Here is a 12261-nt window from a genome sequence, read left to right on the forward strand (position 1 = left end):
GTCACCCGCAACAGTGCGCCCAGCAATCAAGGTCGGCCTTTCCACGGCCTCGGTCTACCCGTTGAGGGCCGAGGCCGCGTTCGAGTATGCGACCCGGCTCGGCTACGACGGCGTCGAGCTGATGGTGTGGAGCGAGTCGGTCAGCCAGGACATCGCCGCCGTCAAGAAGTTGTCGCGGCGCTACCAGGTGCCGGTGCTGTCGGTCCACGCTCCCTGCCTGCTGATCTCGCAGCGGGTGTGGGGTTCCAACCCGATTCCCAAGCTGGAACGCAGCGTGCGGGCCGCCGAGGAGCTCGGCGCGCAGACGGTCGTCGTGCATCCGCCGTTCCGCTGGCAGCGGCGCTACGCCGAGGGATTCAGCGAGCAGGTGACGAACCTGGAAGCCTCCAGCGACGTGATGGTCGCGGTGGAGAACATGTTCCCCTTCCGGGCGGACCGCTTCTTCGGGACCGACCAGTCGCGGGAACGGATGCGCAGGCGCGGTGGCGGTCCGGGACCGGCGATTTCGGCGTTCTCGCCGTCGTATGACCCGCTGGACGGCAACCACGCGCACTACACGCTCGACCTGTCGCACACCTCGACGGCGGGCACCGACGCGCTGGAGATGACCGAGCGGATGGGTGCCGGGCTGGTGCATCTGCACCTGTGCGACGGCAGCGGCCTGCCCGCCGACGAGCACCTGGTGCCCGGGCGTGGCACGCAACCCACCGCCGAGGTGTGCCAGCTGCTGGCCGCCGGCCATTTCACCGGCCACGCCATCCTCGAGGTGTCCACCTCAAGCGCCCGCTCGGCCAGCGAGCGCGAAGCCATGCTGGCCGAATCGCTGCAGTTCGCCCGCACACATCTGATGCGATGACCGCCGACCCTCAGGAGACCATGACCGCGCTGTTCACCACCGCCATGACGCTGCGGGAGGTCGATTCGGGTGTATTCGAGGGGGAGCTCAACCGGCACTGGACCATCGGGCCCAAGGTGCACGGCGGCGCGATGCTGGCGCTGTGTGCCAACGCCGCCCGGCACGCCTGCGTCGAGTCCGGCCACGAGCCGGTTGCGGTGTCGGCGAGCTTCCTATGGGCACCCGACCCGGGGCCGATGCGGCTGGTGACCTCGATCCGCAAGCGCGGCCGGCGGATCAGCGTCGTCGACGTCGAACTCGTCCAGGGCGACCGCACCGCCGTCCACGCCGTGGTCAACCTCGGCGAGCCGGAGCACTTTGCGCCCGGCGGCGACACGGCGCCGCTGCTGACGGCGAACCCGGTGCTGGACCTGATGGCGCCCGAACCGCCCGACGACATCGAACCGATCGGGCCCGGCCACCCGCTGGCCGGCCTGGTGCACCTGGGCGAGGGCTGCGATGTCCGGCCGCTGCTGTCGACGCTGGCGCCCAGCACCGACGGGCGGCCCCCGATCCTGCAGATGTGGGCGCGGCCGCGCGACGTCGCCCCTGACGGCCTCTTCGCGCTGATGTGCGGGGATCTGTCGGCGCCGGTGACGTTCGCCGTGGAGCGCACCGGCTGGGCGCCCACGATTCAGCTGACCGCCTTTTTGCGGGCGCTGCCCGCCGACGGGTGGTTGCGGGTGGTCTGCACCTGCCTGGAAATCGGGCACGACTGGTTCGACGAGGACCACATCGTCGTCGACAGCCTGGGCCGGCTCGTCGTGCAGTCTCGCCAGCTGGCGCTGGTGCCTGGGAAGCGGTGAAGCCCCGCTAGCCAGGAGAAGCCTGGGCGTCTGCGATGCTTTCGCCATGGCGAGAATCGCGATCATCGGCGGCGGCAGCATGGGCGAGGCCCTGCTGTCGGGTCTGCTTCGGTCGGGGCGGCAGGTCAAGGACCTGGTCGTGGCCGAACGTGTCACGGAACGCGCGAAGTACCTGGCCGACACGTACTCGGTGCGGGTCAGCTCGACGCTGGCGGATGCCGTGGACAACGCGACGTTCATCGTCGTCGCGGTCAAGCCCGCCGACGTCGAGCCGGTGATGGCCGAGTTGACCAAGGCGGTTTCCGCGGCCGAAGGGGACAGCGCCGAGCAGGTTTTCGTCACCGTCGCGGCGGGAATCACGCTCGCTTTCTTCGAATCCAAGCTGCCGGCCGGGACGCCGGTGGTCCGGGCGATGCCCAACGCCCCGGCGGTGGTGGGTGCGGGGGTGACGGCCCTGGCCAAGGGCCGTTTCGTCAGCGCCCCGCAGCTCGAAGAGGTGACGGCGCTGTTCGACGCCGTCGGTGGCGTGCTGACGGTGCCCGAGTGGCAGATGGACGCGGTGACCGCACTGTCGGGCTCCGGGCCCGCCTATTTCTTCCTGATGGTCGAGGCCCTGGTCGACGCCGGCGTCGCGGCCGGTCTGAGCCGTGGGGTGGCGACCGACCTGGCCGCACAGACGATGGCCGGGTCGGCGGCGTTGCTGCTGGAAAGGCTGGATCGCGAACCGGGACCGGCCGACAGTGAGGCGATGGGCAAGCAGGCCGACGCCACCGCGGCGCAGCTGCGTGCCATGGTGACCTCGCCGGGCGGTACCACCGCCGCTGCGCTGCGCGAACTCGAACGAGGGGGCCTGCGCACCGCCGTCGATGCCGCCGTTCAGGCCGCGAAAACGCGCTCTGAGCAGCTAAGAATTACATCGGAATAATTTAAAGATTTCAAAATGATTGTCCCCCACCAGTACCAGTAACCCCACTAGTCCCGCTATTCTCCTACGTGTATGCCCGCGTGGGTGCCAGCGGAGGGGAAGCCGGTGGCGTTGCGCGGGCCTGACACGATTGGGTTGCGATGACGTCTACGAACGGGCCATCGGCGCGAGATTCCGCAGGTAAGCCGCGGGACACAGCTTCGGCCGATAGCCAGGCAAGGACACAATTTCTCACCGTCGCCGAAGTGGCGGCCCTGATGCGGGTCTCCAAGATGACGGTTTACCGCTTGGTGCACAACGGTGAGCTGCCGGCGGTGCGGGTTGGGCGGTCCTTCCGGGTGCACGCCAAGGCCGTGCACGACATGCTGGAGACGTCTTACTTCGACGCCGGCTGAGCCGCCGCCCGCCGCGAGACACGGCGGGACGGATCGGGACCGACGCGCCGGGCGCGGCCATTCGAGTGGTCGCGCGACTGACGGTTTGGTGTTCGGTGCGGCCCGCCGGGTAAAGTGACCGCGAGGTTTTCAAGACCTTTAGCAGTCCTTAAGCGGTCACCGGTCAGATAGCGGAGTTCATGGGTTCAGTAATCAAGAAGCGGCGCAAGCGTATGTCGAAGAAGAAGCACCGCAAGCTGCTGCGCCGCACACGGGTGCAACGCAGAAAACTCGGCAAGTAAGCCCCGCGTCGCCGCACCCGAAGAACTCACCGACCGGCGCGCGGCCATAGCGCCGCGACCCAGCTCGGCCGTTAGGCTGTCTGGGTGGATTCGTCGAGCGGGGGCGGCGCCGGAACCGGCGACAACGCGGATAGCACGATGCACTACCCCAAAGTGGTGCTGGTTACCGGTGCGTGCCGGTTTCTCGGCGGCTACCTGATTGCCCGGCTGGCGCAGAACCCGCTGATTCAGAACGTCATCGCGGTGGACGCGATCGCCCCCAGCAAGGACATGCTGCGCCGCATGGGGCGGGCCGAGTTCGTTCGCGCCGACATTCGTAATCCCTTCATAGCCAAGGTGATTCGCAACGGCGACGTCGACACGGTGGTGCATGCCGCGGCGGCGTCGTACGCGCCGCGCTCCGGCGGCACGGCGGCGCTGAAGGAATTGAACGTGATGGGCGCGATGCAGCTCTTCGCGGCCTGCCAGAAAGCGCCGTCGGTTCGTCGCGTCGTGCTGAAGTCGACGTCGGAGGTGTACGGGTCGAGCCCACACGACCCGGTGATGTTCACCGAGGACAGCAGCAGCCGTCGTCCGCTGCGCGGTGGTTTCGCCAAGGACAGCCTCGATATCGAGGGATACGTCCGCGGATTGGGCCGGCGCCGGCCCGATATCGCGGTGACGATTCTGCGGCTGGCCAACATGATTGGCCCGGCGATGGACACCACGCTGTCGCGGTATCTGGCTGGGCCGGTGGTCCCGACGATGTTCGGCCGCGACGCGCGATTGCAGTTGCTGCACGAGCAGGATGCGTTGGGAGCGCTCGAGCGCGCGGCGATGGCCGGCAAGGCCGGCACCTTCAACATCGGCGCCGACGGCATCGTGATGCTGTCGCAAGCGATCCGGCGCGCGGGCCGGATTCCGTTGCCGGTACCCGGTTTCGGAGTGTGGGCACTCGATTCGCTGAGACGAGCTAACCGTTATACCGAGATCAATCGCGAACAATTCAATTATCTCAGTTATGGCCGGGTCATGGACACCACCCGGATGCGCTCCGAGCTCGGCTACCACCCGAAATGGTCCACCGCGGAGGCCTTTGACGACTACGTTCGTGGTCGTGGCCTGACTCCCATAATCGACCCGCATCGGGTACGCTCCTTGGAAGGTCGCGCCATAGCCTTAGCGCAGCGCTGGGGTAGCCGAAATCCAATTCCATGGACTGGGGTCAGGTAGATATCGTGGCGGGTGAAACCAGAGCGAATGTTATTCCCCTGCATAGCAATCGGGGTCGGGTAGCAGCTCGCCGGAGAGCCGAAGCGTCGCGTCAGCATCCGTCCTTGCTGCCCGATCCGCACGGCCACGCGTCGGCCGAACAGCTCGCCGCGGTGGTCTCCGAAATCGACGACCACCGCCGCGTCGGGGGTGGGGCTTCGGCAACGGAGGCTCCGCTCAACGAGTTCGCTCAACAGGTCGCCGCGGTCGCCGGATTTTTCCGGCAGCGGATGACGGGTGACTACACCGTCGACGAGTTCGGGTTCGATCCGCACTTCAACAACGCGATCGTTCGGCCTTTGCTGAGATTCTTCTTCAAGTCCTGGTTCCGCTGCGAGGTCAGCGGAATCGAGAACCTGCCGAGCGAAGGCCCCGCGCTGTTGGTGGCCAACCACGCCGGGGTGTTGCCGTTCGACGGACTGATGCTGTCGGTGGCGGTGCACGACGAGCATCCGGCGCAACGGGACATGCGGCTGCTGGCCGCCGACATGGTGTTCGACCTACCCCTGGTCGGTGAGACCGCCCGTAAGGCGGGTCACACCATGGCCTGCACGACGGACGCGCACCGGCTGCTGGCCGCCGGCGAGCTCACCGCGGTGTTCCCGGAGGGCTATAAGGGGCTGGGCAAGCGCTTCGAGGACCGCTATCGGTTGCAGCGGTTCGGCCGCGGTGGCTTCGTGACGGCGGCGCTGCGCACCAAGGCGCCGATCATCCCGTGCTCGATCATCGGGTCCGAGGAGATCTACCCGATGCTGACCGACGTGAAGCTGCTGGCGCGGCTGTTCGGCCTGCCCTACTTCCCGGTCACCCCGCTGTTCCCGTTGGCCGGGCCGGCGGGCCTGTTGCCGCTGCCGTCGAAGTGGCGCATCGCGTTCGGCGAGCCGATCTACACCAACGACTACGCCGCGTCCGACGCCGAGGACCCGATGGTCACCTTCGAGTTGACCGACCAGGTGCGCGAGACGATCCAGCAGACGCTGTACCGGCTACTGGCCGGGCGCCGCAACGTCTTTCTCGGATAGCCTTAGCCTTCTGCCGCGAGCGTAACGCCACGGTGCAAAAATCGGCCGAACTTCGGCGTGGCGTTACGTCCGCGGAAAGAATTACTTGACCATCGTGAACTGGCAAACGTTGGTGTAGCCGTCGCGGAACAGGTCCGAGCAGCCCCGCAGGTACTTCAGGTAGATGTCGTAGGTGTCCTGCCCCTTCAGGGCGATCGCCTCTTCCTTGTGGGCTTCGAGGGCGTCTCCCCAGGCGGTCAGCGTCGGCACGTAGTTCTTGCCGATGAAGTGGTGTCGCTCGATCTTGAAGCCCGCATCCGTGGAGTACTTGTCGACCAGATCGACCTGCGGCAACTTTCCGCCCGGGTAGATCTCCTTCAAGATGAAGCTGATGAACCGCAGCAGGGTCATGTTCACCTTCAAGCCCATCGCGTTGCCCTCTTCGCGGCTGGGCACCACGATCGAGTGCAGCAGCATGCGGCCGTCGTCGGGCAGCAGGTCGTAGTACTTCTTGAAGAAGGTGGCGTAGCGCTCGTACCCGGCGTCACCGGCGCCGTCGGCGAAGTGCTCGAACGCGCCCAGCGACACGATGCGGTCGATGGGTTCGTCGGGGAATTCCTCCCAGCCCTGAATCCGCACCTCCTTGCGGCGGGGGCTGTCCATCTTGTCGAACTCCGCCACGCAGTGGGCGTGCTGGTTCTCGCTAAGCGTCAAGCCGATGACGTTGACGTCGTACTCGGCCACCGCGTGCCGCATCGTCGAGCCCCAGCCGCTTCCGATGTCGAGCAGCGTCATGCCGGGCTCGAGGTTCAGTTTGTCCAGGGCGAGCTTGCGCTTGGCGTATTGGGCCTCTTCGAGCGTCTTGGTCAGGTTCTGCGGGTCCGGGTTCTCGTCGAAGTAGCCGCAGCTGTAGGTCATCGACGGGTCAAGCCAGAGCTTGAAGAACTCGTTCGACTTGTCGTAATGGGATCGGACCGCTTCGACCGGTGGTTTTAGCTGTTGGGTGCTACCCGTTTCCCCCTGGGGCGTCATCGAATCGACCCTACTTTTGTGCAGATATTGATGCAATCGCGGCGACGGTTTCTTCAGCGCGCGCGTCTGGGTGTGAGGCCTCACCGAGCATCGTGACGACGCTGGTGACGACCGGGTTCCCGTCGACGTCTGTCACTTCGCTGCGGATCTCGGCGATGACGGTGCCGTGCGACTCGATGACCGAGTCCAGATACGTGTCGAAGTGCAGTTTGTCGTGGGCCAGGATCGGGCGGTGAAAGGTGAACTTCTGGTCGCGATGCAGCACTCGGGCGATGTTGATCGGGATGCTGAACTTGGTGAAGATGTCCAGCTGCACGCGCCGGCCCGCAATCGCCAGGAAGGTCAGCGGTGCCACCACCGCCGGATACCCGGCTTCGGCGGCGTCAGCTTCGCTGAAGTGCGTCGGGTGGTCGTCTTGCACCGCGAGCGCGAATTCGCGGATCTTCTCCCGTCCGACCTCGAAGTGATCCGGTGCCCGGTAATGGCTGCCGATCAGGCCCTGGGTGCCCTCTGGAAGGTGCGTAGCCCCCTCTGGAGTGTTCATGGCTGTGCACGCTCCCCACTTAGTCGTTGCTCAGCGGCGCAGCCTATCAGCGTGATTGACGCCGGGACGCCAACGCCGCCAGCGCACCGCCCGCCGCGCCGAGTGCCAGCGCCGATGGCACCCCGATCCGAGCCGCCTTCCGAGCGGTCCGGAAGTCGCGGATTTCCCATCCCCGTTCGCGGGCCAGGGCGCGCAGCCGAGCGTCGGGGTTGATCGCGACCGCCGTGCCCACCAGCGACAACATCGGTACGTCGTTATAGCTGTCCGAGTACGCCGTGCACCGTTTGAGGTTGAGGCCCTCGCGGATCGCCAGGGACCGCACGGCGTGTGCCTTGCCCGGACCGTGCAGGATGTCGCCGACTAACCGGCCGGTGAACACGCCGTCGACCGACTCCGCGACGGTGCCGAGCGCGCCGGTCAGGCCGAGCCGACGCGCGATGGTCGCGGCGAGTTCGTACGGCGTGGCCGTGATCAGCCAGACTTGCTGGCCGGCGTCCAGATGCATCTGGGTGAGCTCGCGGGTGCCTGCCCAGATCTTGTCGGCGATGATCTCGTCGTAGACGTCCTCGCCGAGAGCGACCAACTCCTCGACCGAGCGGCCCTCGATGAAGGTCAGCGCTTTGCGCCGGCCGGCGGCGACGTCGTTGCTGTTCTCCTTGCCGAGCAATTGAAACTTGGCCTGCGCGTAGATGAATCCGACGACATCGCGATAGGTGAAGTAGTTGCGCGCGGCCAGTCCGCGTCCGAAATGTACTGCCGAGGACCCTTGCACCAACGTGTTGTCCACATCGAAGAATGCGGCGGCGGTCAGGTCGATCGGCGGTTGCGGGCCCCCCTCTGCCGCCGTGGACTCCTGCAAGCCCTCGAGCGCGCGCGCGGCGCTGGCATTGGCGGCGACGGATTCCAAGTCGACGCGGACGGCGGGGTCGGTGCTGTCCGACCCACTCGACTCAGCGGAAGTCATCGTCACACCTCCTTGATCGCCGGGCCGCCCGATGGCCGTGCTGCGGCCGCTATCAACCCTATCCGGCAGATGTCAGAGGCAGGTTTACGCCTCGGGGATCGGTGGAGTTGGCCCACTCTCGCCAGAGTGCGACTTGGGGGTGATGGTTTCGGCATGCCGTCCAGCAATGCCGCGGTCAGTTCCTAAAGAATCGCGAGGACTTTCATCCTCGGTTGGTCCTCGGCAAGGCGAATCCGTAAGCGTTCGAATCGCCTTCGAGTGCATAGCGCCTTCTTTTAAGGTCGGACTGTCTCTTTCTAGGAAGTTAATGGCTTGCGGATCGGCAGGCTAATACGCGGGTCGAGACCGCGATCGGCCCGCTTGACGAACTGCGTTGTAAGACGGAGGTCCGAGCAAACAACTATCTCCGATTCTCATAATGACGTATTTTCCAGCATCCGCGGGCCGGAAGCGGGTCGCCCTGGCCGGAGATGTTGGACTGCGCTTCGGCCAGCGAGTAGTTGTGCGCCGACATTCGCACGCCATCGCCCAAGCAGCACAACCCATTTCGCGTCGCCGCCATCGCCTCGACGAGTTTGGGCGCCGAACCGTCGTAGCTGTGGCCGAGCGCCACGCCGACGGGATCGTCGCCGGCGATACCCGCGCATCCCGACAGCGCCGCTGTCAACGTCGAGATCACCGAGCCCAAACCCTCGCCCGCGGTGACGACCTGGTTGCCCACGCTATCGAGGGCCGTGGGGTCGACCACGAGCGGCGTCATTACCTCACGACCACATGCTCAGATTCTTGGCCATGGCGCCGGTGTAATTGCCGTGCGCGGTCGCGCCGGCCGCCTTCAACTGGGCCAGCGCCTCGCGCATCATCGCCTCGCCGCGGGCCCAGTGTTGGTGGGCCTGTGCGTGGGAGGCCGCGCCTTCGCCCGTCCACGCCAAATGCAGATTGCTTACCAGCGAATCGATTTCGGCGAGCATGCTTTCGGCATGCCGCTGAAACTCGGCCATCCGCTGCACCGAGTCTGCCAACGCCTGCGGGTCGACCCGAAAGGCCTCAGCCACGGTGCACCCCCCGAACCAGCTGCGCCGAAACGGCCTCGTTGTGCTGATAGCCCTTAGCGGCCTGGGCCACCGCCCTGGCCAGGAGCGACAATCCGGTCTCGACCTCGCGCGCCCCGCGTTGCCACAGCTCCCACGCGGCGGCGTAGGCGCTTCCCGACCCGCCCTGCCAGCCGCCCAGCATCTCGCCGACCTGACCGTCCAGTTCGGCCAGCTGACTGCGCAGGTTTTCGGCGGCACCCAGCAGCGACTGGGCAAAACCGTCCATCAGCTGCGGATCGACGTGCAGCTCGTTGCCTGCAGCCATAGCCGCAACCTAGTAAGTGCCGGAGCCGCCCACAATTCACCCGTGAGTGCACACAGGCACACTGGTGCCATGACTGAGCGCCCCAAGGTGGAGCTGCTGACCCGCGCCGGATGCACCATATGCGCGCGGGCCTACGCCCGGCTGGCGGAACTGGCCGGAGAGCTGGATTTCGAGCTGGCGGCCACCGACGTCGACGCCGCCGCAGCGGCCGGCGACCCCGGGCTGCGGGCCGAGTTCGGCGACCGGCTGCCCGTGATTTTGCTGGATGGCCGCGAGCACAGTTACTGGGAGATCGACGAGCCGCGGCTGCGCGCCGACCTCGCTCGATAACGCCCCGGGCACCGAGCCCGGTGGGAGCGGACTCATTATTTGGTAGCCCACCGAATAAACGTTTACCGTAGACAGCAGTTCAGTTACTGGAGTAGCGAGGGAGCTGGCCAGGTGATGCTGCCGTGAGCATCTTGCTCTTCGGGGTTTCGCACCGTAGTGCGCCGGTCTCCGTTCTGGAACAACTCAGCCTCGACGAATCCGACCGCAACAAGATCGTCGACCGGGTTTTGCAGTCGCCGCTGGTCACCGAGGCCATGGTGCTGTCGACATGCAACCGGGTCGAGGTCTACGCGGTGGTCGACGCGTTCCACGGCGGTTTGGCCGTAATCGGGCAGGTGCTGTCGGAATACTCCGGAATGACGATGGGCGACCTCACCCAGTACGCCTACGTGCGCTACAGCGAGGCCGCCGTCGAGCACCTTTTTGCCGTTGCCAGCGGCCTGGACTCAGCGGTCATCGGCGAACAGCAGGTGCTCGGGCAGGTGCGCCGGGCCTACGCCGCCGCCGAGGCGAATCGCACGGTCGGGCGGGTGCTGCACGAGCTGGCCCAACGCGCGCTGTCGGTCGGCAAGCGGGTGCACTCCGAAACGGCCATCGACGCCGCCGGCGCCTCGGTCGTTTCGGTCGCGCTGGGCATGGCCGGACGCAAGGTGGACGGACTGTCGGGAAAAACCGCCGTCGTCGTCGGCGCCGGCGCGATGGGCGCGCTGTCGTCGGCCCACCTGATCCGGGCCGGCATCGACCGCATCGTGGTGCTCAACCGGTCGCTGGCCCGCGGGCAACGACTGGTCCGCAAGATCCGCGAATCGGGCGTGCGCGCCCAGGCGATGACGTTGGACCGGCTCCCCGACGCACTGGCCGACGTCGACGTGGTGGTCAGCTGCACGGGGGCGGTGAGCCCCGTGGTCTCGCTGGCCGATGTCCACCACGCGCTGGCCGCCGCGCAGCGCGACGAAGCGGGCAACCCGCTGCTGATCTGCGACCTGGGCATGCCGCGCGACGTCGATCCCGCCGTGGCCGGACTTCCCGGCGTCTGGGTCATCGACGTGGACCGCATCCAGCACGAACCCGCGGCTCACGCCGCCGCCGGCGACGTCGACGCCGCGCGCCACATCGTGGCCGCTGAGGTCGCCGCCTACCTGGCCGGACAGCGGATGGCCGAGGTGACCCCGACCGTGACCGCGTTGCGCCAGCGCGCCGCCGACGTCGTCGAAGCCGAGCTGCTGCGGCTGGAAAACCGGCTCCCCGGACTCGAGAGCGCCCAGCGCGAAGAGGTCGCCCGCACGGTCCGGCGGGTGGTGGACAAGCTGCTGCACGCGCCCACGGTGCGGATCAAGCAACTCGCCAGCGCCCCTGGCGGTGACAGCTACGCCGAAGCCCTGCGCGAGCTTTTCGAACTCGACCAGACCGCCGTCGACGCCGTGGCTGCAGGTGAATTGCCAGTGGTGCCAACGGGATTCGACGCCGGCACGCAGCAATCCACCGAGTAACCCGATTGGCGCACGTGATCCGCATCGGCACGCGGGGCAGTCTGCTGGCCACCACCCAGGCCTCCGTCGTCAGAGACGCTCTCATTGCCAACGGTCACCCCGCGGAGTTGGTGATCATCAGCACAGCAGGCGACCGGTCGTCGGCGCCCATCGAAACGTTGGGTGTCGGCGCCTTCACCACCGCGCTGCGCGAGGCCATCCAGGACGGCCGCGTCGACGCCGCCGTGCACTCGCACAAGGATTTGCCGACCGCCGACGACCCGAGGTTCAACATCGCCGCCATACCGGCACGGAATGACCCGCGCGACGCGCTGGTGGCGCGCGACGGGCTGGTGCTCGGAGAGTTGCCGGCAGGTTCGCTGGTCGGCACGTCATCCCCGCGGCGGGCCGCACAGCTTAGAGCATTGGGTCTCGGTTTGGAAATCCGCCCCCTACGAGGCAACCTAGATACCAGGTTGAACAGGGTAAGTAGTGGTGATCTAGACGCCATCGTGGTGGCCCGGGCCGGACTGGCTCGCCTGGGCCGGCTCGCTGATGTCACCGAGACGCTAGAGCCGGTGCAAATGTTGCCAGCACCGGCTCAGGGCGCGCTCGCCGTCGAGTGCCGCGCCGACGACAGCCGGCTGGCGGCGGTGCTGGCGGAGTTGGACGACTCCGACACGCGCGCGGCGGTCACCGCCGAGCGAGCCCTGTTGGCCGAACTGGAGGCGGGTTGCTCCGCACCGGTGGGAGCGATCGCCGAGGTGGTCGAGTCCATTGATGAGGACGGCCGGGTCTTCGACGAGCTGTCGCTGCGCGGTTGCGTGGCGGCGCTCGACGGATCCGACGTGATCCGCGCGTCCGGCATCGGCGCTCCCGGGCGGGCCCGGGAACTGGGGCTCTCGGTGGCCGCGGAGCTGCTGGAGCTGGGTGCGCAAGAGCTGATTGGGCAAGCGCGGCGAGACCCCGCGCACGAGTAACTGAATGACCTCAAAAAGGGATGACTTGG

The 12261-nt window shown here is 67.0% G+C and carries 15 protein-coding genes and 1 pseudogene; 10 read left to right on the forward strand and 6 right to left on the reverse strand.

Annotated features, from left to right (window positions below; all coding sequences use genetic code 11):
• Positions 1 to 13 precede the first annotated feature (13 nt).
• The 7 genes from BN973_RS05765 to BN973_RS05790 all read left to right on the forward strand — a co-directional run bounded on the left by BN973_RS05765 (position 14) and on the right by BN973_RS05790 (position 5575).
• Positions 14 to 856 carry a sugar phosphate isomerase/epimerase family protein gene (locus tag BN973_RS05765; protein ID WP_036466535.1) on the forward strand — a complete coding sequence of 281 codons (843 nt, stop codon included), beginning with the start codon at positions 14 to 16 and terminating at the stop codon, positions 854 to 856.
• Between the two features lie 20 nt (positions 857 to 876).
• A complete protein-coding gene (locus BN973_RS05770; protein WP_036472080.1) occupies positions 877 to 1701 on the forward strand; it encodes a thioesterase family protein in 825 nt (274 codons plus the stop codon).
• A 46-nt stretch (positions 1702 to 1747) separates the two neighbouring features.
• Complete coding sequence (proC, locus tag BN973_RS05775; RefSeq protein ID WP_036466537.1) at positions 1748 to 2626, forward strand: pyrroline-5-carboxylate reductase; 879 nt, start codon at positions 1748 to 1750, stop codon at positions 2624 to 2626.
• Positions 2627 to 2766: 140 nt separating this feature from the next.
• The gene (locus BN973_RS05780; protein WP_036466538.1) at positions 2767 to 3021 is read left to right on the forward strand and encodes a cell division/environmental response transcriptional regulator; all 255 of its coding nucleotides are present in this window, start codon (positions 2767 to 2769) and stop codon (positions 3019 to 3021) included.
• A gap of 179 nt (positions 3022 to 3200) precedes the next feature.
• Positions 3201 to 3302, forward strand: a complete 102-nt coding sequence (locus BN973_RS30330) for a 30S ribosomal protein bS22 (protein ID WP_003402602.1) — start codon at positions 3201 to 3203, stop codon at positions 3300 to 3302.
• A gap of 138 nt (positions 3303 to 3440) precedes the next feature.
• A complete protein-coding gene (locus BN973_RS05785) occupies positions 3441 to 4514 on the forward strand; it encodes an SDR family oxidoreductase (RefSeq protein WP_139830179.1) in 1074 nt (357 codons plus the stop codon).
• Positions 4496 to 5575: a lysophospholipid acyltransferase family protein gene (locus BN973_RS05790; RefSeq protein WP_036466540.1), complete on the forward strand. Its 1080-nt coding sequence runs from the start codon at positions 4496 to 4498 to the stop codon at positions 5573 to 5575. The genes BN973_RS05785 and BN973_RS05790 overlap by 19 nt, the downstream gene beginning before the upstream one ends.
• Before the next feature lie 81 nt (positions 5576 to 5656).
• Here the strand turns inward: BN973_RS05790 and BN973_RS05795 are convergent, their stop codons facing one another.
• The 6 genes and pseudogenes from BN973_RS05795 to BN973_RS05820 all read right to left on the reverse strand — a co-directional run bounded on the left by BN973_RS05795 (position 5657) and on the right by BN973_RS05820 (position 9453).
• A complete protein-coding gene (locus tag BN973_RS05795; protein WP_036466541.1) occupies positions 5657 to 6586 on the reverse strand; it encodes a cyclopropane mycolic acid synthase family methyltransferase in 930 nt (309 codons plus the stop codon).
• 10 nt (positions 6587 to 6596) lie between these two features.
• Positions 6597 to 7130 (reverse strand): FAS1-like dehydratase domain-containing protein, encoded by a 534-nt coding sequence (locus BN973_RS05800; RefSeq protein WP_036466542.1) that lies wholly within the window; start codon positions 7128 to 7130, stop codon positions 6597 to 6599.
• A 46-nt stretch (positions 7131 to 7176) separates the two neighbouring features.
• On the reverse strand, positions 7177 to 8094 hold the full coding sequence (locus tag BN973_RS05805; RefSeq protein ID WP_036466544.1) for an HAD family hydrolase: 918 nt from the start codon (positions 8092 to 8094) through the stop codon (positions 7177 to 7179).
• A 442-nt stretch (positions 8095 to 8536) separates the two neighbouring features.
• Positions 8537 to 8854: pseudogene (locus tag BN973_RS05810) on the reverse strand (hypothetical protein); the annotation flags it as partial.
• Positions 8855 to 8858: 4 nt separating this feature from the next.
• Positions 8859 to 9149, reverse strand: a complete 291-nt coding sequence (locus BN973_RS05815) for a WXG100 family type VII secretion target (protein ID WP_036466546.1) — start codon at positions 9147 to 9149, stop codon at positions 8859 to 8861.
• Positions 9142 to 9453, reverse strand: a complete 312-nt coding sequence (locus tag BN973_RS05820) for a WXG100 family type VII secretion target (RefSeq protein ID WP_036466547.1) — start codon at positions 9451 to 9453, stop codon at positions 9142 to 9144. The genes BN973_RS05815 and BN973_RS05820 overlap by 8 nt, the downstream gene beginning before the upstream one ends.
• Before the next feature lie 69 nt (positions 9454 to 9522).
• On the opposite strand from BN973_RS05820, the gene BN973_RS05825 reads away from it, so the two are divergent.
• From BN973_RS05825 to hemC, 3 genes are all read left to right on the forward strand, one after another.
• Complete coding sequence (locus tag BN973_RS05825) at positions 9523 to 9783, forward strand: glutaredoxin family protein (protein WP_036466548.1); 261 nt, start codon at positions 9523 to 9525, stop codon at positions 9781 to 9783.
• Positions 9784 to 9905: 122 nt separating this feature from the next.
• The gene (locus BN973_RS05830; protein ID WP_036466549.1) at positions 9906 to 11273 is read left to right on the forward strand and encodes a glutamyl-tRNA reductase; all 1368 of its coding nucleotides are present in this window, start codon (positions 9906 to 9908) and stop codon (positions 11271 to 11273) included.
• Between the two features lie 14 nt (positions 11274 to 11287).
• Positions 11288 to 12232 carry a hydroxymethylbilane synthase gene (hemC, locus tag BN973_RS05835; RefSeq protein ID WP_036472082.1) on the forward strand — a complete coding sequence of 315 codons (945 nt, stop codon included), beginning with the start codon at positions 11288 to 11290 and terminating at the stop codon, positions 12230 to 12232.
• Positions 12233 to 12261 lie beyond the last annotated feature (29 nt).

This window comes from Mycobacterium triplex (assembly GCF_000689255.1).
GTDB classification, from domain to species: Bacteria; Actinomycetota; Actinomycetes; order Mycobacteriales; family Mycobacteriaceae; genus Mycobacterium; species Mycobacterium triplex.

What these genes read in the sequence shown, in the direction of transcription:
- BN973_RS05770 (WP_036472080.1), top strand. Translation starts at nt 877, where the DNA reads ATGACCGCGCTGTTCACCACCGCCATGACGCTGCGGGAGGTCGATTCG.
- proC (WP_036466537.1), top strand. Translation starts at nt 1,748, where the DNA reads ATGGCGAGAATCGCGATCATCGGCGGCGGCAGCATGGGCGAGGCCCTG.
- BN973_RS05780 (WP_036466538.1), top strand. Translation starts at nt 2,767, where the DNA reads ATGACGTCTACGAACGGGCCATCGGCGCGAGATTCCGCAGGTAAGCCG.
- BN973_RS30330 (WP_003402602.1), top strand. Translation starts at nt 3,201, where the DNA reads ATGGGTTCAGTAATCAAGAAGCGGCGCAAGCGTATGTCGAAGAAGAAG.
- BN973_RS05785 (WP_139830179.1), top strand. Translation starts at nt 3,441, where the DNA reads ATGCACTACCCCAAAGTGGTGCTGGTTACCGGTGCGTGCCGGTTTCTC.
- BN973_RS05790 (WP_036466540.1), top strand. Translation starts at nt 4,496, where the DNA reads ATGGACTGGGGTCAGGTAGATATCGTGGCGGGTGAAACCAGAGCGAAT.
- BN973_RS05795 (WP_036466541.1), bottom strand. Translation starts at nt 6,586, where the DNA reads ATGACGCCCCAGGGGGAAACGGGTAGCACCCAACAGCTAAAACCACCG.
- BN973_RS05800 (WP_036466542.1), bottom strand. Translation starts at nt 7,130, where the DNA reads ATGAACACTCCAGAGGGGGCTACGCACCTTCCAGAGGGCACCCAGGGC.
- BN973_RS05805 (WP_036466544.1), bottom strand. Translation starts at nt 8,094, where the DNA reads ATGACTTCCGCTGAGTCGAGTGGGTCGGACAGCACCGACCCCGCCGTC.
- BN973_RS05820 (WP_036466547.1), bottom strand. Translation starts at nt 9,453, where the DNA reads ATGGCTGCAGGCAACGAGCTGCACGTCGATCCGCAGCTGATGGACGGT.
- BN973_RS05825 (WP_036466548.1), top strand. Translation starts at nt 9,523, where the DNA reads ATGACTGAGCGCCCCAAGGTGGAGCTGCTGACCCGCGCCGGATGCACC.